This is a genomic window from Arthrobacter sp. NyZ413, from assembly GCF_049390645.1.
GTDB lineage: Bacteria > Actinomycetota > Actinomycetes > Actinomycetales > Micrococcaceae > Arthrobacter.
This window is the reverse complement of sequence record NZ_CP155435.1, coordinates 37,790-54,100: the sequence shown is the minus strand read 5'-3', so window position 1 is coordinate 54,100 and position 16,311 is coordinate 37,790. Positions and strand designations below refer to the sequence as shown.

At 64.2% G+C, this 16,311-nt stretch carries 22 protein-coding genes; 12 read left to right on the top strand and 10 right to left on the bottom strand.

The window, feature by feature from the left end; translation table 11 throughout:
• The first annotated feature begins 31 nt into the window (after positions 1-31).
• From ABCW42_RS21070 to ABCW42_RS21045, 6 genes are all read left to right on the top strand, one after another.
• Positions 32-205, top strand: coding sequence for a hypothetical protein (locus ABCW42_RS21070; protein WP_423185123.1), 174 nt, complete (start codon positions 32-34; stop codon positions 203-205).
• A 76-nt stretch (positions 206-281) separates the two neighbouring features.
• The gene (locus ABCW42_RS21065; RefSeq protein WP_423185122.1) at positions 282-527 is read left to right on the top strand and encodes a hypothetical protein; all 246 of its coding nucleotides are present in this window, start codon (positions 282-284) and stop codon (positions 525-527) included.
• Positions 528-875: 348 nt separating this feature from the next.
• On the top strand, positions 876-1,472 hold the full coding sequence (locus tag ABCW42_RS21060) for a hypothetical protein (protein ID WP_423185121.1): 597 nt from the start codon (positions 876-878) through the stop codon (positions 1,470-1,472).
• Between the two features lie 640 nt (positions 1,473-2,112).
• A complete protein-coding gene (locus ABCW42_RS21055) occupies positions 2,113-3,222 on the top strand; it encodes an ATP-binding protein (RefSeq protein ID WP_423185120.1) in 1,110 nt (369 codons plus the stop codon).
• A gap of 546 nt (positions 3,223-3,768) precedes the next feature.
• Positions 3,769-4,239, top strand: coding sequence for a type II toxin-antitoxin system Phd/YefM family antitoxin (locus ABCW42_RS21050; protein ID WP_423185119.1), 471 nt, complete (start codon positions 3,769-3,771; stop codon positions 4,237-4,239).
• Positions 4,236-4,574 (top strand): hypothetical protein, encoded by a 339-nt coding sequence (locus ABCW42_RS21045; protein ID WP_423185118.1) that lies wholly within the window; start codon positions 4,236-4,238, stop codon positions 4,572-4,574. The genes ABCW42_RS21050 and ABCW42_RS21045 overlap by 4 nt, the downstream gene beginning before the upstream one ends.
• A gap of 127 nt (positions 4,575-4,701) precedes the next feature.
• Here the strand turns inward: ABCW42_RS21045 and ABCW42_RS21040 are convergent, their stop codons facing one another.
• Positions 4,702-5,058 carry a hypothetical protein gene (locus ABCW42_RS21040; protein ID WP_423185117.1) on the bottom strand — a complete coding sequence of 119 codons (357 nt, stop codon included), beginning with the start codon at positions 5,056-5,058 and terminating at the stop codon, positions 4,702-4,704.
• A gap of 614 nt (positions 5,059-5,672) precedes the next feature.
• On the opposite strand from ABCW42_RS21040, the gene ABCW42_RS21035 reads away from it, so the two are divergent.
• Together ABCW42_RS21035 and ABCW42_RS21030 are read left to right on the top strand one after the other, a co-directional pair.
• Positions 5,673-5,957 carry a helix-turn-helix domain-containing protein gene (locus tag ABCW42_RS21035; protein WP_423185116.1) on the top strand — a complete coding sequence of 95 codons (285 nt, stop codon included), beginning with the start codon at positions 5,673-5,675 and terminating at the stop codon, positions 5,955-5,957.
• A complete protein-coding gene (locus ABCW42_RS21030) occupies positions 5,957-7,333 on the top strand; it encodes a type II toxin-antitoxin system HipA family toxin (protein ID WP_423185115.1) in 1,377 nt (458 codons plus the stop codon). The genes ABCW42_RS21035 and ABCW42_RS21030 overlap by 1 nt, the downstream gene beginning before the upstream one ends.
• A gap of 51 nt (positions 7,334-7,384) precedes the next feature.
• Here the strand turns inward: ABCW42_RS21030 and ABCW42_RS21025 are convergent, their stop codons facing one another.
• The 6 genes from ABCW42_RS21025 to ABCW42_RS21000 form a co-directional block, all read right to left on the bottom strand.
• Entirely contained in the window at positions 7,385-7,528 is a 144-nt protein-coding gene (locus tag ABCW42_RS21025; protein ID WP_423185114.1) for a hypothetical protein, read from the bottom strand.
• A 497-nt stretch (positions 7,529-8,025) separates the two neighbouring features.
• Entirely contained in the window at positions 8,026-8,361 is a 336-nt protein-coding gene (locus ABCW42_RS21020) for a hypothetical protein (protein WP_423185113.1), read from the bottom strand.
• A gap of 224 nt (positions 8,362-8,585) precedes the next feature.
• Positions 8,586-9,617: a PDDEXK nuclease domain-containing protein gene (locus tag ABCW42_RS21015; RefSeq protein WP_423185112.1), complete on the bottom strand. Its 1,032-nt coding sequence runs from the start codon at positions 9,615-9,617 to the stop codon at positions 8,586-8,588.
• 717 nt (positions 9,618-10,334) lie between these two features.
• A complete protein-coding gene (locus ABCW42_RS21010) occupies positions 10,335-11,135 on the bottom strand; it encodes a hypothetical protein (RefSeq protein WP_423185111.1) in 801 nt (266 codons plus the stop codon).
• A gap of 240 nt (positions 11,136-11,375) precedes the next feature.
• Positions 11,376-11,672, bottom strand: coding sequence for a hypothetical protein (locus tag ABCW42_RS21005; RefSeq protein WP_423185110.1), 297 nt, complete (start codon positions 11,670-11,672; stop codon positions 11,376-11,378).
• Between the two features lie 288 nt (positions 11,673-11,960).
• Positions 11,961-12,191 (bottom strand): hypothetical protein, encoded by a 231-nt coding sequence (locus ABCW42_RS21000; RefSeq protein WP_423185109.1) that lies wholly within the window; start codon positions 12,189-12,191, stop codon positions 11,961-11,963.
• A gap of 224 nt (positions 12,192-12,415) precedes the next feature.
• On the opposite strand from ABCW42_RS21000, the gene ABCW42_RS20995 reads away from it, so the two are divergent.
• Positions 12,416-12,922, top strand: coding sequence for a hypothetical protein (locus tag ABCW42_RS20995; protein ID WP_423185108.1), 507 nt, complete (start codon positions 12,416-12,418; stop codon positions 12,920-12,922).
• A 405-nt stretch (positions 12,923-13,327) separates the two neighbouring features.
• Here ABCW42_RS20995 and ABCW42_RS20990 read toward each other — a convergent pair whose 3' ends face one another.
• The 3 genes from ABCW42_RS20990 to ABCW42_RS20980 all read right to left on the bottom strand — a co-directional run bounded on the left by ABCW42_RS20990 (position 13,328) and on the right by ABCW42_RS20980 (position 14,521).
• Positions 13,328-13,561, bottom strand: coding sequence for a hypothetical protein (locus ABCW42_RS20990; protein ID WP_423185107.1), 234 nt, complete (start codon positions 13,559-13,561; stop codon positions 13,328-13,330).
• 92 nt (positions 13,562-13,653) lie between these two features.
• Positions 13,654-14,136 carry a hypothetical protein gene (locus tag ABCW42_RS20985; protein WP_423185106.1) on the bottom strand — a complete coding sequence of 161 codons (483 nt, stop codon included), beginning with the start codon at positions 14,134-14,136 and terminating at the stop codon, positions 13,654-13,656.
• A 46-nt stretch (positions 14,137-14,182) separates the two neighbouring features.
• Positions 14,183-14,521: an Lsr2 dimerization domain-containing protein gene (locus tag ABCW42_RS20980; protein ID WP_423185105.1), complete on the bottom strand. Its 339-nt coding sequence runs from the start codon at positions 14,519-14,521 to the stop codon at positions 14,183-14,185.
• Between the two features lie 386 nt (positions 14,522-14,907).
• Here ABCW42_RS20980 and ABCW42_RS20975 point away from each other — a divergent pair, with 386 nt between their 5' ends.
• The 3 genes from ABCW42_RS20975 (at position 14,908) to ABCW42_RS20965 (ending at position 16,299) form a co-directional block, all read left to right on the top strand.
• Positions 14,908-15,300, top strand: a complete 393-nt coding sequence (locus ABCW42_RS20975; RefSeq protein ID WP_423185104.1) for a hypothetical protein — start codon at positions 14,908-14,910, stop codon at positions 15,298-15,300.
• Between the two features lie 95 nt (positions 15,301-15,395).
• Positions 15,396-16,007 carry a hypothetical protein gene (locus ABCW42_RS20970; protein WP_423185103.1) on the top strand — a complete coding sequence of 204 codons (612 nt, stop codon included), beginning with the start codon at positions 15,396-15,398 and terminating at the stop codon, positions 16,005-16,007.
• Between the two features lie 25 nt (positions 16,008-16,032).
• Entirely contained in the window at positions 16,033-16,299 is a 267-nt protein-coding gene (locus ABCW42_RS20965; protein WP_423185102.1) for a hypothetical protein, read from the top strand.
• The last annotated feature ends 12 nt before the right edge of the window (positions 16,300-16,311 follow it).

Below are 16,311 nucleotides of genomic sequence, written 5' to 3'. Positions count from 1 at the left end.
CTGGTGGATGGCCCGGGGGTGAAGATCAGACGTGGCCGCGCTCCTGGCCGAGCGGGACTCCCGCGCCGTGGTCCAGGCATGGTTCCAGGGCATGAACCCGCAGCTGGAGGACCTGGCGCCGGCAAGGCTCCTGCACGACGGCGATACGGACGAAGCGGCACGTCAGGTGCTCGCCGCGGCCCGAGCGTTCGCGGCCACGGGCTAGCCGAAGTGGACCGCACCGAATATTCGGGGCAATTGTCCAGACGTGTCTGGACAATTACCCCTCACCCGGCGGGCCGATGGCTTCACAACGGATGGTTGCACCGGCCGCCCTGGCAGCCCGGCCATCAACGCGTCACTTCGCGACCGAGATCGTGGAAGTAGCCCGCGCCTGCGCCGCCGTCTCCAGCTTTGAGCGGCTGTTCGTCGTGCTGGCCGAATGGAGAGCGACGGCCGAGGCGGTCGCCGCCGGGTACACCCCTGACGACCAGCTCGAGTGGCCGGATGACTCCGAAACGGTTTCCCACCCACGGGCCGGAGAGTGAGCCCTAAGAAGGAGACCGTCCCCCGTCCGCTGCGCCGTACCGAACACGAAATTGTCTTCGGTACGACAAATGCGCGCAAGGGATGGACTGGTGCGGCGAATATAAAGACTTTAAAGAATTTAGAGCCATGTAAAGGACAAACCTCGAAAGCCCTGTTCGAGCCGGCCGCCGGCGCCCGCTTCCGACCGGCCGTGCTGATATGCCGGGGCCTTCGTCGAGGGAATCGAGGGCCTGCTTGGGGTGGCGGAAGGTCCTCCCCTACTCTTGGAATTGCCGTCGGGATTCGCGGGGCCGGGCGAAGGATCGCGGGGCCAAGGGGGCCGGACGGCTTGGACCATAAGGAGTTTCATGGCGGACCTGGTTCCGGAGTATTTGAGCTATGACTACCGGTGCCGGTTCCGCGGGGTGCCCGGGGTGCGGCATGACCCGGGCGACTACCCGATGTTCTGGAAGGTCAAGGTCAAAGGCCGTGTCTGGGACGACGAGAATGACGGCGGCGACGGCAAGGAAGTCTCCGTCGGCGAGGCGGAGCTGTACATCGTGCCCGACGCAGGGATCATCGACCTGTTCCTGACCCTGGACGCCGTGAACCAGGAAGTGGCCAACGTCGGCGAAATGCTGACCATTAATCGCCCGGACCTGATCCGCGACATGAGCCTGGGCGGGGACCTGTTGATCCTCTCAGGGCTGCGGGTCGGCCCAAAGTACCGGGGAAACAAGCTCGGGCACGCGATCCTGAAAGCCATCCTGAATACCGTCGGCAGGTCCTCGACAAAAGTCATCCTCGAGGCCCTCCCCGAACCCACCGACCACTCTCCGATGGAAGGCAGCCCCGCCTACCTTTCCGGGAAGACGGCGTTGCGCCGGTACTGGGAAAGCTTCGGCTTCCAGCCAGCCCACGCCGACTACCTCATCTTCGACGACATGGCCGATACATCGGACTGACCTAGGCCGCCTCCGCCCTGCCTCACAGAAGCCTCCTTTGGCCGCCACTCCCCCTCCCCGGGGCGAAGAAGGGTCTTGCCGGCTGCCCGGAAAACGCAAGGCCCCACGGTGGACGCGCCGGGACCCGTCACGGCGATGCAGCAAGGCGGCGCGGGACAACCGCCAGCATGCCCCGGGGCCCTTGAGAGCCGTTGAAGCCACGGCATCACGCTGCGCTCACACAAGCGGCGATGATTCGCCCGGGACTCGTCACCGTCCGGGCAGGGCCCGCCCAGGAGCCGGCGTGAACGCCCCCCGTCAGGCTCTGGTGCGGCTGAGGGCTGGACGGGGCCTTCGCGGGGCGACGTCGGGCACAACAGGCGTCCGCGGGGTTGACCGGTCAATGACCCGTGTCCAGGGGGTTGGTTTGGCGGGTATCCGGGTCGTGGCCAAGAATCCTGGGCAGGTCCCGGATCGAGATGTTCAATTCTTCGCACCAGTGCCGGCAGAACAGCGGCGTCATGCGGCCGGGGCCGTTGCGGCCACGGCATCACCGCTGTGGTGACACAACCGCGGTGGGTATGATGAGCTTGAAGTTAACCAAATTCACCTCGTACTCCAAATTCACCTAATTCACCTTTATTCACCCCGTGGAGGTTGTGTGCCCGTCGCCGAGAACCCGTTCCGTCCCTCGGCCGGTGCCACCCCGCCGGAGGTGATCGGCCGCTCGGGGCTCCTGGATGAGTTCGAATACGGCCTGCGTCTGGGGTCGGGCGCGCCGGGGTTGCTGTCCATCTTCACGGGAGCCCGGGGCATCGGCAAGACCGTCATGCTCGGCGCGGCACATGATCTCGCGCGTGAGCACGGATGGGCCGTCGTGTCCGAAACGGCAACCGGTACCTTCATGGGGCGCATCGGGGAAAAAATGCGCCGCCTGACCCAGGAACTGGGCGAGCAGCCGGAGTCACGACGCCACATCACGGGTGTGTCCATCGCCGGCTTCAGTATTACCTCCCAGCTCTCGCCCGAGCGGCAGGTGGATTGGCGGGAATTGGGCGAAACACTGCTGGCGCTGTTGGACGAACGCGGCACCGGACTGCTGATCACCGTGGACGAGATCCATGCCGCGGACCGGACCGAATTGGCGCAGCTGGCGGCCAGTGTCCAACACTTCATCCAGGACCGGCTGCCCATCGCGCTGATCTTCGCCGGCCTGCCCTCTGCGGTGTCTGATCTGCTCAATGAGGGCGTGGCGACGTTCCTGCGCCGGGCCGACAAGATCGACCTGCACGCGGCCGCCATCAAGGACGTGGAGAAATCCTTCAAGGACACCTTTTCCGGCGCGGGGATCACGGTTGCTCCCGAGCTCGTCCGTAAAGCCGCAGCGGCCACGGGAGGCTACCCTTTCCTGATCCAACTGGTCGGCTATTTCCTGTGGCGGGAAGCCGAGAACCAGAACGATTCTCTCTCCCCCGCCGCCGTCGACAGGGCCATTGCCGGCGCGATCCGGCGCAACGAACGCGTCGTCATCGAAGCCGCCCTGGCGACCGCGTCAGCGAAGGACCTCGAGTTCCTGCACGCCATGTCGGTCGATGACGGGCCGTCACGGACCGCGGACATCATCGCCCGCACCGGCTCGGGTCCGACCCTCGTCGCCAAGTACCGCACCAGGCTCCTGGCCGCGGGACTTATCGAATCCATCAGCCACGGACGAGTCGACTACGCCATCCCGGGCCTGCGCGAATACCTGCGCAAAAACCCGGCGTCCTGACCACACCGGAGCCCCCGGGACATCCGCCCGGCAGGATCCGGCTCCCGCGATAGCGCCACGCTGGCACTTCCGTAGCGGGCTGAGGGCACATCAGGACTCCGGTGAGGTTGCCTGAGGCTGAGCTGGTCCGGGCTTTCAGTGACATCGTGGGTGTGAAGCTGTCGCGTACATCGGTTCGGTCAAGGAACCCCGGGCCGGTGCGCCACGGGCCGACGTGGAACGGAAGCCCTCCGCACAGGTCATGACCCGGCTCCGCCATGCCTGCCACGTGGCCGCGCACCTGGCCGAGCGGGACTCCCCCGCCACGGCCCGGGCTTTCACGGCGGCCACGTGCCAGCCGACAGACACTCGGGCAATTGTCCAGACGCGTCTGGACAATTGCCCTCACCCGGCGGGCCGATGGCTTCACACCCCGGATGGTTGCACCGGGCGCCCTGGTGGCCCAGCCCATCAACGGCGTCACTTCCGGTGCACCGGCGGGCCATCCATCGAGGGGCGCCAGAACCGTCGCTTGCACGTTCTGAACATATTCAGAATAATGGGTTTATGTCCATCGTCGCGCACAGCCGCTCAGCTACCTCCTCGGACTTGTCGCGGAACCCTGCCCAGGTCTTCCGTGCCGCCGAAGAGGGTCCCGTCACGATTACCCGCCGCGACGGTGAGCCCCTGATATTGGTCCGGTCGAGCACGATCGAGCAGGAGCACGACGCGCTGCGCCTTGCCGCGAATCTGGTGGCCGCATCCCTGGCGCCTGGCGAAGGGAGCTTCGCCGAACGATTGCTCGGGCCGTTCCCGTGGCTGGGTTTCCTGCCGCATGAACAGCGCGAACACTTCGCGACCGAGATCGTGGAAGTGGCCCGCGCCTGCGCCGCCGTCTCCAGCTTTGAGCGATTGTTCGTGGTGCTGGCCGAATGGAGAGCGACGGCCGAGGCGGTCGCCGCCGGGTACACCCCTGACGATCAGCTCGAGTGGCTGGATGACTCCGAAACGGTTTCCGACCCACGGGCCGGAGAGTGAGCCCGAAGAAGGAGACCGTCCCCCGTCCGCTGCGTCGTACCGAACACGAAATTGTCTTCGGTACGACAAATGCGCGCAAGGGATGGACTGATGTTCTCGCGGTGCAACGCAACGCTGTCGTGGAGGCATGGGAGCGCCTGACCAAAGATCCGTTGAGCAACGACCAGACATGCCATGGGATGAAAGGCGATCTGGAGTTCCTCCCCCGCAAAGGCTCAACCCACCGCAGGCGGCAGTATGAGCTGTCCAATGGTGCCAGGATCTGGTTTTACGTCCACGACGGAACCGTGGTCCTCATCGATGTCCACACGCACCACCCGAACGCCACAAAGTAACCCAGGCCGCCGGGCACGACCCCCAGCACCCTCAGGGACGACCGGCCCAGCCAACCCCTGGTCTAGCCAGCCGCTTCCGCCCCCGAGGAATTCTTCCGCCAGGGATGCCCGCAACCGCCTGGCCTGATCAGGACTGGTCCCATGCCTCTACCGTGAGCTTCGTGTCCCCGGGGCACATCGCAATACCCTCGTCGTTGATGGTCCCGCCCCAGGCCAGAGGCGTTTGGTTCCAGCCCCCTGATCCGCCCTTGCGGCTAATACGCCGGTCCAGTGCTGCGCGCTGCGAAAGTGAAAACATGGGAATGACTTCTGCCGCAGCCACCTCGTAAACATAGGGATAGCCGCCGCTGTCTTGAACAAGCGCCGCCCGGTTCCCGGCCACCAGATTGTTGATCCAGTCAAGACCGTGCGCGGACCAGCCCGCAAGGCTCTGCCGCTTCCCTTGTCCGTCGTAGTAATAAACCGATACATCGAAACCAAGCATCCGTTGTCCCTTCCGGTTCATGAGCTCTCCGAAACCAACGTAGTGGAGCCGGCGCTCACGGCATCCCACCATGACAACGTCGATACGACGGGCACGTCAACGGAACGACTCTCTCCGCGCCGGACACCGTGTGTCGGGTGCGGCATGACCCCATCAGAGACCAGGTTTCCTGTACTGCCCGTGCCGGATGGACGCTTTCGCCCCGGCCGTTCCGCGAGGCTCCCGGACGTCAATCCAGGAATTGGACGCGAAACACCTGCCCCTGGGGCCGAACCCCCGGAGTTCCGCGACCAGGGGGCGACGTGGATGACGCGGCCGCGTCAGGTGCTTGCCGCGGCCCGGGCTTTCACAGCGGCCACAGGCTAGCCGACGTCGACCGCGCCCGAACACTCGGGCAATTGTCCAGACGCGTCTGGACAATTGCCCCTCACCCGGCGGCCCGATCGCTTCACTCCCCGCATGGTTGCTCCAGCTGCCCTGGCAGCCCGGCCATCAACGCTCGATTCGTCAAACCGGGTTTCGGGCTCATACCGGCCTGCCGCGCCTCTCCTACTAAACCTCCATAAGATAGCTGTTTTATTGCATTAGATGATGCAATGAAACAAAATAGCTACATGAACAGTAGCGAGGCCATGCGCCGTCTCGGGGAGAACCTGCGAAGCCGCAGAATCATTCTCGGCTTGTCGCAGGAGCTTGTCGCCGAACGCGCTGATGTCTCCCGGCCGACCCTGATGCGCCTGGAAACCGGTGCGGGTGGAAAGATCGAGCACCTGATGACGGTGGCGTCCGTGCTCGGTGTTGCTGAAGACCTTATCAGCGCCCTCGATCCCCTGAATACTGATCTAGGCAGGGCGCGGGCGCACCTGCTGGGCAGGCAGCGCGCCCCGAGGAGGAGCTAGTGGCGGCCCGGAACATCAGGCGCGTCGAGGTGCTCGTCAACGAGACCCTGGCCGGTGTGATGGACATTGAAACGGACGGGCTTTCCGCCCGCGAGCACGTCTCGTTCACCTACGCCGACAGCTGGATGTCGGCCGCGGACGCTTTCGAAGTCTCCCCGGAGCTGCCCCTGCGGCGCGGGCCCCAGAACCCCACCCGGGGCCGTGAGCTGTTCGGGTCCTTCCAGGATGCCGCCCCGGATGGCTGGGGCAGGAGGCTGCTGTTCGAAGAACTGCGCCAGCAGGCCCTCGCCAGAGGTGCCGGCCGCATTCCACCCACCGGGGAAGCCGGCTACCTGCTGCTGGTCAACGATGAGACCAGGCAAGGCGCACTCCGCTTCAGGGAGAACGGGCAGTTCCTGTCCTCGTGGGGCAAGGAGGCCAGAATCCGCGACCTCGCGCAGCTCGCGGACGAAGCCAGGCTGTTCGCTGAAACCGGTGAGGTCAACCAAGAGAACTCCTTGCTCCTGGGCGCCGGTTCTTCTCCTGGCGGTGCCCGGCCAAAAGCCTGGATACGGGACGAGGACGGGTCCATGCTGTTGGCAAAGTTCCCGAAGACATCGGACGTCGGCAACGTCCAGCTGTGGGAAATGGTCGCCATCAGACTCCAGCAGCGGGCAGGCATCAGGGTCGCCGAGTCGCGGCTGATGCCCCTGTCGGCGTTCTCCCACATCTTCCTCACCCGACGATTCGACCGCGACGGCAACCGGCGCATCCCGTACATGAGCGTGCGCACGGCCCTCCAGCTCGACACCTACTCGCACCCCGATTACGTGAAAATCGCCGGTGAAGTCGCACACATCTCCGCCGAACCGGTCCAGGACGCCAACGAGATGTTCAACCGTGCCGCTCTCATCGCCATGGTCAACAACACCGATGACCACATGAGAAACCATGGGCTGCTGCGAACCGGCAAAGGCTGGCGCCTGTCACCATCGTTCGATGTGAACCCGATGCCCGTTGGAGCATCGGAAACACCCCTCACCCCGGACGGCGGGCTCTTCGACAGGGACGTCCGGGATCTGCTGGACTTCGCCGATGCTTTCCGGCTGACCAGGGACGCGGCCATCGGCCGGCTGCAGCAGGTCGCCGGCGCGGTATCCCACTGGCGCCAGGACGCCCTCAGTCTCGGAGCCGAACCTGACTCCCTCAACTACATGGCCAAGGCCTTCGACGGTGAGAATACCAAGCGGGTGGCCTCCCTGACCCCCGCCCCGGCAGTGATAGACATGGGCGGATCATCAACCCCGGTCCCTGCGCGTTCGCACGGCGACGTGTGGGTGCCCGGGCACACCCGTGCCGGGAAGCTTGTCCCGGGGTACTTCCGCCGACGGAACTGAGCGGCTCCCCCGGCATGGGTCACGGATCCAATCACTACCCCATCGCGGGCCTCAGGAGACCCGGAGGATCCGGCCCGAGGGCAGCTGAAGGTGGATCGGCAAGACGAGTTGAATGGGCGCATCGCCGATCGGTTCGTCGAGCAATTCGTTGATCGACCGTTGCCCTTCCAGTTCTTGCGTCCCGCTCGTCTCCACCCCACGACTGTATATTTCCGGCGCCGGACCGCGGCACAGGACACACAGGGGTCTTACGTCGGGCGAATCACCTGCTCGAACCTCACCACCGGCGATGACCCGGAGTCGTTGTCAGCACAGACCTGTCTGAGACCGGTTCACGCGCTGTCAGGCGTCGGGGTCGTGGCCAAGGAGGGCTAGCAGTTCCCGACGTGACATCATTGCCTGCTCGTAGCCGTGTTGATAGAAAAGCGGTGTCATCTCCCCCAAGGCTGGTGTCGTCGAGTTCGTGGATCATTTCGACCGTTTCCAGGATGACGGCCTCGACCTCCGGAGGCAGCAGCCCCGGCCAGTCGGCACCTGCTTCCGGGTTGGTCACAACATCGTGCCTTTCGCGCTCCATCTCGTCCAATCTCATTCGGCCGCTGGAAATCTGCCGGCGTCATCCGCGGGCTCTCACCGGCTGCAGGGATCCGGCTTCACCCGCCCTGGTTATCGTTTGTTATAGAACCGCGTTTCTATAACAAACGATAACGACCAGGCCGCTTCCGGGGGATGCCGCGCGAGTGGCCCCTCCCGCCATACGTGGCCTTGGGCGAGACGCCGAGTTCTTCCAAGGCCAGCATGAGCAGCTTGGCCGGTACGAGCGCGAAGAACAACGTCAGCACACCGCACATGGCCATGACGACGAACGCGAACGACAGGCCGCCCATGAGGCTTTCGACACTGACGGACAGCGGTCCGGCGGCGAACAGAACGTCCTTTCCCTGCAGGAAAAGCGCCCGCAGGGCGAAGAGCAGAAAACCGACGACGGCGAATAATTTGCCATAGGTGGGCAGGAATGAACGGGCCAAAAACCGGTACCGCGGGAATCAATTCGTACCCCGCATCGTGAACGGAGGAAAGATTGCCCGGGAGAACGAGGACCCGTCCAGCACCCTGTGGCGGCCGCCGCCGCAGGTGGTCGGCTGGAAAGACACCGACAGCTACTGGTCCGTTGCCGAAGATGGCTTCGTTGAGTCCGCGGCGCGAATTGCTGCTTTGTGCAGACAGCATCTGCACAAAGCAGCGGGGCAGGTTACTCGTCGTCCAGGTCCAGCGCAGTGACGATTGCTTCGGGCGACGGCAGCGCCTGTTGCTCCGCCTCCGGAAGTGCTTCGTAGGTGTAGGAGGCCACTGCCAGCGGCTGTGCTGCGCCATCGAGCGCGTACCGGACCGTGTGCTGGTTCTTGGATCCGCAGACAAGAATGCCTACCGCCGGGCGCTGCCTGGAGAGCCGGATCTTGTCGTTGACGACAGAGACATAGAAGTTCAGTTGCCCGAGGTGTTCGGGCTTAAACTTGCCGGCTTTCAATTCGACCACTACATACCTGTCCGTAGGTATGTGGTACAGCAGGAGATCGATGTAGAAATCATCGCCGCCGACCTCCAGATGCACCTGGCGGCCTGCGAAAGCCATACCAGTGCCGAATTCCATGAGTGTCTGTGCCATGCGCAGCGTCATGGCCTCCTCAATGGCAGCTTCGTCAGCTTCTGGTGTCAGGCCCAGGAAATCCAGGACCAGAGGATCTTTCGCGACCTCCCGCGCCAAAGCCGTGCCCTCCCCGGGAAGACGCGCCTCAAGATTATTAGGCGCGGAACCTTCGCGTTCATGAAGTCGGGAGGCGATTTGGTGCTCCAGAACCGAGAGCGACCAGCCATGGCGTACGGCACGGCGGGCATACCATTCACGCAGGTCCTGGTCCCGCAACTGGTCAAGAAGTGCGACATTGTGGCTCCAGCTGATTTGTGCAGACACTGTCTGCACAAATCCATCCGGACCATCCCATGCTTCTGCAAGAGCACGCATGTAGTAGAGATTTCGGCGCGAGAAGCCCTTCATCTCCGGGAACTCCCGACGCAGGTCATCGGCAAGGCGGCCCAGCACCTTACTCCCCCAGGGTTCCGACTGCTGCCGGTCCAGAATCATGCGGCCGATTCTCCAGTAAAGCTCGATCATTCCGGCGTTCACGACCCGCTGCGCACGGAGCCGGGCGGAAGCGACGAGAGTCTTCAGCGACGCGAGAGTCGTGGCGTAGTCAGTCGGCAGTTCTGGCTCAAGGGAAGACACGCATCCCACCCTAGCCCCTGCCTATGACAAGACCCCGGTCTGACCCCCGGTAGGCGCGAACAACGATTCGATTGAAACGAATAATCACCGAAGTTTCCTGGCGCTCTTGCCCACCCTCCCAGGTCACTTCCTCGTCAGCCAAGGGGCCAGGTGCTCCTTATGTCGCGGCTGGACTATCTTTGCGTTGCACCCCGGTACTTACGCAACCGGTCTCTGGCCGCCAGACCGCGCAGGCCGGGCGTTCCGTCGCTTTGCCTGCGCACACCCGCCGGACACTTGCCGGCCATGCCGCCGAAACGCCGACGTAAACCTGCCGGCCCATCCTGGCATAAACGAAAGGCAACGCAGGAGCTGATGCACGATGGACGATCCCGTTCGCGCTCAGCGGCTCCACCGACGGTTTCCCGTCCGGATGGCCGCAAGGCCTGATTGCTCCGGATGGAGGAAGCGCCCCACCGTGCGGTTCAGGCCGCACTGCTCTCGAATGGAGCCACGGACTGTGGCGCATTTGCTTCCATGCCCCTCAGGCCCGGCACCATAGCCGTCAACATTGCAGGCCGCGGTGTTGTCAGCAGCGGGCGCGATAAAAAAGTATCTGCCCGTATAAGTTTTTCTTTATACCGAGAGGTAGCTACCTGCCAGCCCGGTTCGACATCCGGTCCAACAGCCTGTTGGACAAAGTCCGGGACCACCGCGCCGGTTCGTACCGGAGCCAGTTCACGGTGTGGCAGTGATTGTTCCGAGGGCAACACCAGCGTGGCCGGGGAGGGCAACGAGGACTTTCCCGCTGCCGGTGCCGGTGACCCGGACCGTGAACGTGCTGCCTGCGGCGGGGAGGGGGAAGAAGGAGATCGGCCTGATTCCGAAGCGAAGCTCGGTGTTGGCCTGGCCCGGCCCGGTGTGTTGGAGGGCGAGGCGAAGAAGATTCCGGGTGGCTGGTGGGCTGGTTTGGACCGTGCCGGTGATTTCGTACCATGGCGCGTCCCCGAGCTGCCGGACGGCCGCGACGCGGCGCCAGGCGATTCCGAGGTACAGGGCGAGCGAGGCCAGAGGTGTGAGCATGAGGACGCTCAGCCCGATCAGCAAGAGCCCTGTCGGTTGCGGGAATCCGCGGATCTGAACCCAACCAGGGTCGAACTGGTCGTGGCGGACGACCATGGCCGCCCCGATTGATGGCATCACGGTGCACGGTTCGGGCACCGATGCGTGGGTGCGTATTTGCCGGCCGTCGACGCGATAGGCCAGGCCCAGATCACAGGCCGGGTCGAACCTGCCCTGGTAGTCGCGCTGGCTGGTGATGACGGCGTTCGTTTCGGCCCAGTTGCCCCAGATCGGCTTGCCCGCGTGCCAGAACACCAGCGCCGCGACGATAAAGACCAGGGACACGACCACGGTCCGCGCCCGTGCGCTGCGCACCCAGCGCGCCATCAGGGCGTCGACCCCGCGCGCCGGCGTGTCCCCGAACGGTTTCGAAGCCTGCACGTGCACGCCGGGAGCGAGCACCGTGGTCATGTCCATGGATCCCCCATCTGCCGCCCATTCCAGGACGTGGCCGTCACGGCGGGCCCTGACCCGGGCGTTCGGCGTCCGTGCACACCGGCCCCTGTCGCTGAGGACTGAGGAACATCTCCCCCTGGCTCCCGCTTCCTCCGGGATACCACCGGACGCAATATCTCCTCTGTTTGCTTCAAGGGTGGGCAACTGCAGCGGCCGGAGCGCAAAGCCGTCCCGGCCGCTGCCTGTGTCCTGCCGTTCGGCTCAGCGATGTGCCGAGGCGCTGATGACAATGAAGAGGAAGATCACGAGCCAGAGAACGCCGGCGATGGTGTCGATCCAGCCAAGGACTTTGCCCAGGGTGGCGGAGTGATGCAGTTTCTCGGCTTTGTTGGCGTTGACGATGGCCAGCGGGCCGAAGACGATTCCCAGGATGAAGAAGCCGACGACACCGAAAATGGTCGCCTTCTCCTTGAATTTGCTGCCCTGGAAGTGTTCAAGCGAGTTGTTCTGCTGGACGTTGTAGTACGGAGCCTGCGGCTCGAATGACGATGGGGACATCGGAGACCTTTCAAAACTGTCAAAAAGCGACGGCTAACATATCGAACAGGGAGTCTTCCCCGTCTTGTCCGCATCAATGCCGGTCATGTCGATCAGGCCCCCGGCATGAACATAACCTACGGCTTCGGAAACGGAAAGGCTCCTGCCTTCCATGACGAGCCGCAAACCCTTAGCCGCCAAACCGACAACGGCGGCGCCGCCAAAGTGCGCAAGGCGCAGCTCCGGTGCTTCGCCGACTCATCCCCGCCGGGCAGGGGACGGCCGGCGCAAGCGTGGACGTCCTCCCAATCAACACCGAACCGCCGTGCTGACCTCATTGAATTCGGCCTCGTCAAGCAGGCCTTGGGCGAACGCTGTAACCACCTGTTCCCAGATTCCCGAAGGCCGTGTGCGGTTTGATCCGCCCGCGCCGATGGCGCAACGCACCAGGGCCACGATGGCTTGGCGCCAGCGGGGTCCGGGGTGCCCCTCCCACACAGCGAGGTTCTTGACCCCGGGCGGCCCGGGGGTGCCTGCCATTGGTCAAGTATTTGCTCAAGTGGAGGGTGGCGCGGTGCGGGTCGAAGACCAGAGAGCGCCACTCGCGTCGGCCCGTGGGCGCGTCATTACCATGCAAAAGGTCTACGCCAGCAAGACCGGGGTCGCGCCGGATGACCCCGGCTGGCCGTCAGGGCACGTCCCGATCCTTCCATTGCGCATTCACGAAATCCCCTGCGCGTCTTCACCCCATGCAAGGAGAAAACATGTTTGGCAAGACCGTACGCCGCCTGGCGCCCTTCGCCGCGATCGCCGCGATCCTGCTCGTCGCCCAACCGGCCTCCGCGGCCGCGTCCAAACCGCCCCAGCTTCAGGCATTCAGCGTCTCACTGCCCGCCGGACTGGCCTGCCCGTTCCCCCTCGACATCACCGGCACCAACGGCCAGATCACCCAGGTCACCTTCAAAAACGGCAGCTTCTTCAACGTCGGCAAAGGCGTCCTGCTCACCTACAGCAACCCGAGCAACGGAAAGTCCTACACCGTGAACACCGCCGGCTCGGTCGACCGCTTCGTCCAGAACCCCGACGGCACCTACACCGGATACCTTTCCGGCCACAACGGCTACATCTACTTCAACACGGACGCCACCGGCCCCCGCGCCATCGAATACACCGGACGGCTCGTCGTCACCACCGATTCGACCCTCTCCAACACCCTCTCCGTCGACTTCACCTCCGGCCAGTCCGTCGACGTCTGCGCCGCGCTCTCCTGACCGACCAAGAAAGGGCCCCGGCACGGGCAAACAGCGCCGTCGAAACACGTGACATCGGCCCTGCATCCACCGGGGCCGATCCGGGGTTTTTTGTCGTGACCGGTTGCCGTTGAGATCGGGCGCTTCAGCGAGGCCCGGGTCCGTGCGCGTTGTTCCCAAGGCATCAGCGAACGATGGCGTGGGCGCCGGCCCGGTCACAGTCCCGGACGAGACTGAAATCCACCGCACGGACCCGGACCTGAACCATGTCGTGGCTAGGTACGGGTCTGCGTGCCGCCGGCCGGAGTTTAGCGGCCGGCACGCAGGGGTCTTACGTCGGGCGGATCACCTGCTCGAACCCCACCACCGGCGATGACCCGGAGTCGTTGTCAGCCCAGACACTGCCTGAGACCGGTTCACGCGTTGTCAGGCGTCGGGGTCGTGGCCAAGGAGGGTGAGCAGTTCCCGAAGTGACATCATTGCTTGCTCGTATCCGTGTTGATAGAAGATCGGTGTCATCTCCTCGAGTCTGGTGTCGTCGAGTTCGTGGATCATTTCGACCGCTTCCAGGATGACGGCCTCCACCTTGGGAGGCAGCCGCCCCGGCCAGTCGACATCGGTTTCCGGGTTGGTCACCACATCCTGCCTTTCGCGCTCCATCGCGTCCAATCTCAAGCGGCCGCTGGACTCTCCCCAGGAACCGCACGCGAGCCCGCCGGAGTGTGCAAGGGATCCGGCTTCACCCGCACTCGTTATCGTTTGCCATGGAACTGCGTTTCTATAACAAACGATAACGACCATGCTATTTCCCGGGAGATGAACAGCCACCGCGGCCGTGCTGCACCGGGGCCTGCACAAACGATGTCAGTTTTTCCGGTCTTCCCCGGCGGCGGTTTCCTGGCGGGTGCGGCACCGGGAGGGGCACGGCGGCGGATAGCGGCGAAGTGGCGGATTGCCTCGTTTGAACCCGTCGAAACGCCCAGTTGGATCGCGTCGGATTTCCTAACTGCACCGCGTCCATCTGCCAGGTTCGTCGTATGCCCTATCACCGCCGTGTCATTGACGAGTTGCTTGATGAGCTGTTGCCCCATCCGGGGGCCATTGCGCTGGAGGGCGCCAAGGGCGTCGGCGCCAAGGCCGTTGAGGCACGCCATCACCGCTGCGGTGACACACCCTGCGATGATTTGCCGGGTTTCTTCCTCGCCGGGCAGGCCACCCGCCCAGGGGGCCGGCATGAACGCCCCCGCTCAGGTTCTGTTGCAGCTTCTGCCGTGCGAAGGACTATTGGCCCCGTTTGATATTGTGCTCCTTGTCGTAAGCGGCCATCAGGGCCTTCGGCAAGCGACCGAACTCCGGGACATCGAACCCGGCTTCCTTGCCCCAGGTACGGATCGCTACGCGCTCTTCAACACTCGTCTCAGGAACCACGGGCTTCTTCTCCGGCTCTGAGGGCACCTGTTTGCGGCCCGCCTTGATATAAGGCTGCAGGACGGTCTCGAGCTCCTGACGCTCCGGTGCCGTGAGATCGACCTCATGCCAGATGCCGGCGTACCCAAGGGTGACCGTCTCGGCACCACCATCGCCACTGAGGTCCGACTCAATAATGATTCGCTTTGCCATGCATCCAATATAGATAATCAATTGATGAATGATAAGACGATTTGACTGATTCATCATAAATCAGACTGAAAAGTGCCTGCCAGGAATTACTCCAAGCCTTCACTGCCAAGACCGCACGATTCAAGACTGATTCGACAAAGCAGAACACCAAGGACTCCGGATCCCAAACTCCTTGATTCCAGTCTCCAGTGGAGACAGGACCCGGAAGACCGTGCCGTGGCACGGCTCCGCGGCGGAAATTCCGCGGAGGAACCTGTTCCGGCGTTCGCGGACTACTTCGCCGTCGTGACGGCCGGTGTCATTCCTTCACCACCTGCTCAACGAGGTGTGATTCATGGTGTGATTGTGCTGTTGAAACAGCTTGTTGTTCATGGGAGCATGGACTTATGACAGCAGTTGCAGGAGCCCGCGGCGGACTGAAGGCGCATCAGGACTCGGTGAGGTTGCCCGAGGCTGAACTGGTCCGCGAGCTCAGGGACATCCTGGGCGCGAAACTCGTCGCGTATATCGGTTCGGTCAAGGAAACCCGGGCGGTACGGCAATGGGCCGACGGGGAGCGGAAGCCCTCGGCCGAGGTCATGGTCCGGCTCCGCCACGCCTACCATGTGGCCGCGCTGTTGGCCGAGCGGGACTCCCGGACCGTGGTCCAGGCCTGGTTCCAGGGCATGAACCCGCAACTGGAGGATGTGCCGCCGGCCAGGCTCCTGCGTGAGGGCGATGTGGATGACGCGGCGCGTCAGGTCCTTGCCGCGGCCCGGGCGTTCGCGGCCACAGGCTGAGGGATGGATCAGACTGAACTGAGCATTGTGCCTGCTGCGGGCACCGTGTGGCGCATCGGGTTCCGCCCCGAACCGTGGGCGTGGAGCGGTTGGGAATGGGCGGGCGAGGGCAGGTTTCCGGACGGTGGGATGACCTGCACGGCAACTTCCGCACCGTCTATGCCGGCTCGACCCTGACGGCCTGCCTCCTGGAGGTCCTGGCCGGATTCCGGGCCGATCCGAGACTCGTTGCCGGGATCTCGGACATTGAAGAAGACGATGAGGACGCGGCGCTCCACCCCACGTTGCCGCCGGGCACGGTGCCGCGTGAATGGCTCCAGGCCCGGGCCGCGACCCGCGCTGAACTCTCCGGCAGCTTCTGCGCCGTCACCTCGTCCCGGACCGTGGGCGCCTTGTATCCGCATTTCATCGGCATGGCCCTGGGTTTGGGCTTGCATGACTTCGATGCCGCAGCACTGAAGGATGCCAGGCCCCGGCACCTGACCCAGGCCATCGCCGCGTGGCTGTGCGAGACCACCACGGTGGACGGGGTGACCTTCGCCTCCCGCCACGGAGATGACCTGCCGTTATGGGCCGTCTTCGAACGCCCCGGGGATCCTCCCGTCAGCCCGCGACTGACCAACATCCAAGACGTGGAACTCGGCCACGACGACCCTGCCCTCCAGGAAGCATTCGGCATCCTCCGGCTCCAATGGAACGAGGACTGAGCCCGGACCGGGTTAGCCTCTGACCATGGCACTATTGACTACCCGGCAGAAGCAGCAGCTCCTCGGTCGCGTCCTGCTCTTCCTCTTGGTCGGCGGTTTCGTCGGGGCGCTCTGGCAGGGAAATCCGGTGGCGATAGCGTTCCTTGTCGTCCTCGTGGCGGTGCTCGCGTTGCTCATCTGGCGGCCCCTGGCCAGGAAACGCGCAGCAAGGAAAGCAAGGAACGTGGCGCGCGAGCAGGACAGGGCGGCTGCGCAGGCGGCCATTGAGAAGATCAGGCGCCTGCAGGGCTAGCCGCCCCGGTGG

Coding starts and splice junctions, on each gene's coding strand:
- ABCW42_RS21000 (WP_423185109.1), bottom strand. CDS start 12,191: ATGGCAGGCACCCCCGGGCCGCCCGGGGTCAAGAACCTCGCTGTGTGG.
- ABCW42_RS21035 (WP_423185116.1), top strand. CDS start 5,673: ATGAACAGTAGCGAGGCCATGCGCCGTCTCGGGGAGAACCTGCGAAGC.
- ABCW42_RS20990 (WP_423185107.1), bottom strand. CDS start 13,561: ATGGAGCGCGAAAGGCAGGATGTGGTGACCAACCCGGAAACCGATGTC.
- ABCW42_RS20995 (WP_423185108.1), top strand. CDS start 12,416: ATGTTTGGCAAGACCGTACGCCGCCTGGCGCCCTTCGCCGCGATCGCC.
- ABCW42_RS21005 (WP_423185110.1), bottom strand. CDS start 11,672: ATGTCCCCATCGTCATTCGAGCCGCAGGCTCCGTACTACAACGTCCAG.
- ABCW42_RS21040 (WP_423185117.1), bottom strand. CDS start 5,058: ATGCTTGGTTTCGATGTATCGGTTTATTACTACGACGGACAAGGGAAG.
- ABCW42_RS21065 (WP_423185122.1), top strand. CDS start 282: ATGGCTTCACAACGGATGGTTGCACCGGCCGCCCTGGCAGCCCGGCCA.
- ABCW42_RS20980 (WP_423185105.1), bottom strand. CDS start 14,521: ATGGCAAAGCGAATCATTATTGAGTCGGACCTCAGTGGCGATGGTGGT.
- ABCW42_RS20970 (WP_423185103.1), top strand. CDS start 15,396: ATGGGCGGGCGAGGGCAGGTTTCCGGACGGTGGGATGACCTGCACGGC.
- ABCW42_RS20985 (WP_423185106.1), bottom strand. CDS start 14,136: ATGCCGGCCCCCTGGGCGGGTGGCCTGCCCGGCGAGGAAGAAACCCGG.
- ABCW42_RS20975 (WP_423185104.1), top strand. CDS start 14,908: ATGACAGCAGTTGCAGGAGCCCGCGGCGGACTGAAGGCGCATCAGGAC.
- ABCW42_RS21060 (WP_423185121.1), top strand. CDS start 876: ATGGCGGACCTGGTTCCGGAGTATTTGAGCTATGACTACCGGTGCCGG.
- ABCW42_RS21010 (WP_423185111.1), bottom strand. CDS start 11,135: ATGGACATGACCACGGTGCTCGCTCCCGGCGTGCACGTGCAGGCTTCG.
- ABCW42_RS21050 (WP_423185119.1), top strand. CDS start 3,769: ATGTCCATCGTCGCGCACAGCCGCTCAGCTACCTCCTCGGACTTGTCG.
- ABCW42_RS20965 (WP_423185102.1), top strand. CDS start 16,033: ATGGCACTATTGACTACCCGGCAGAAGCAGCAGCTCCTCGGTCGCGTC.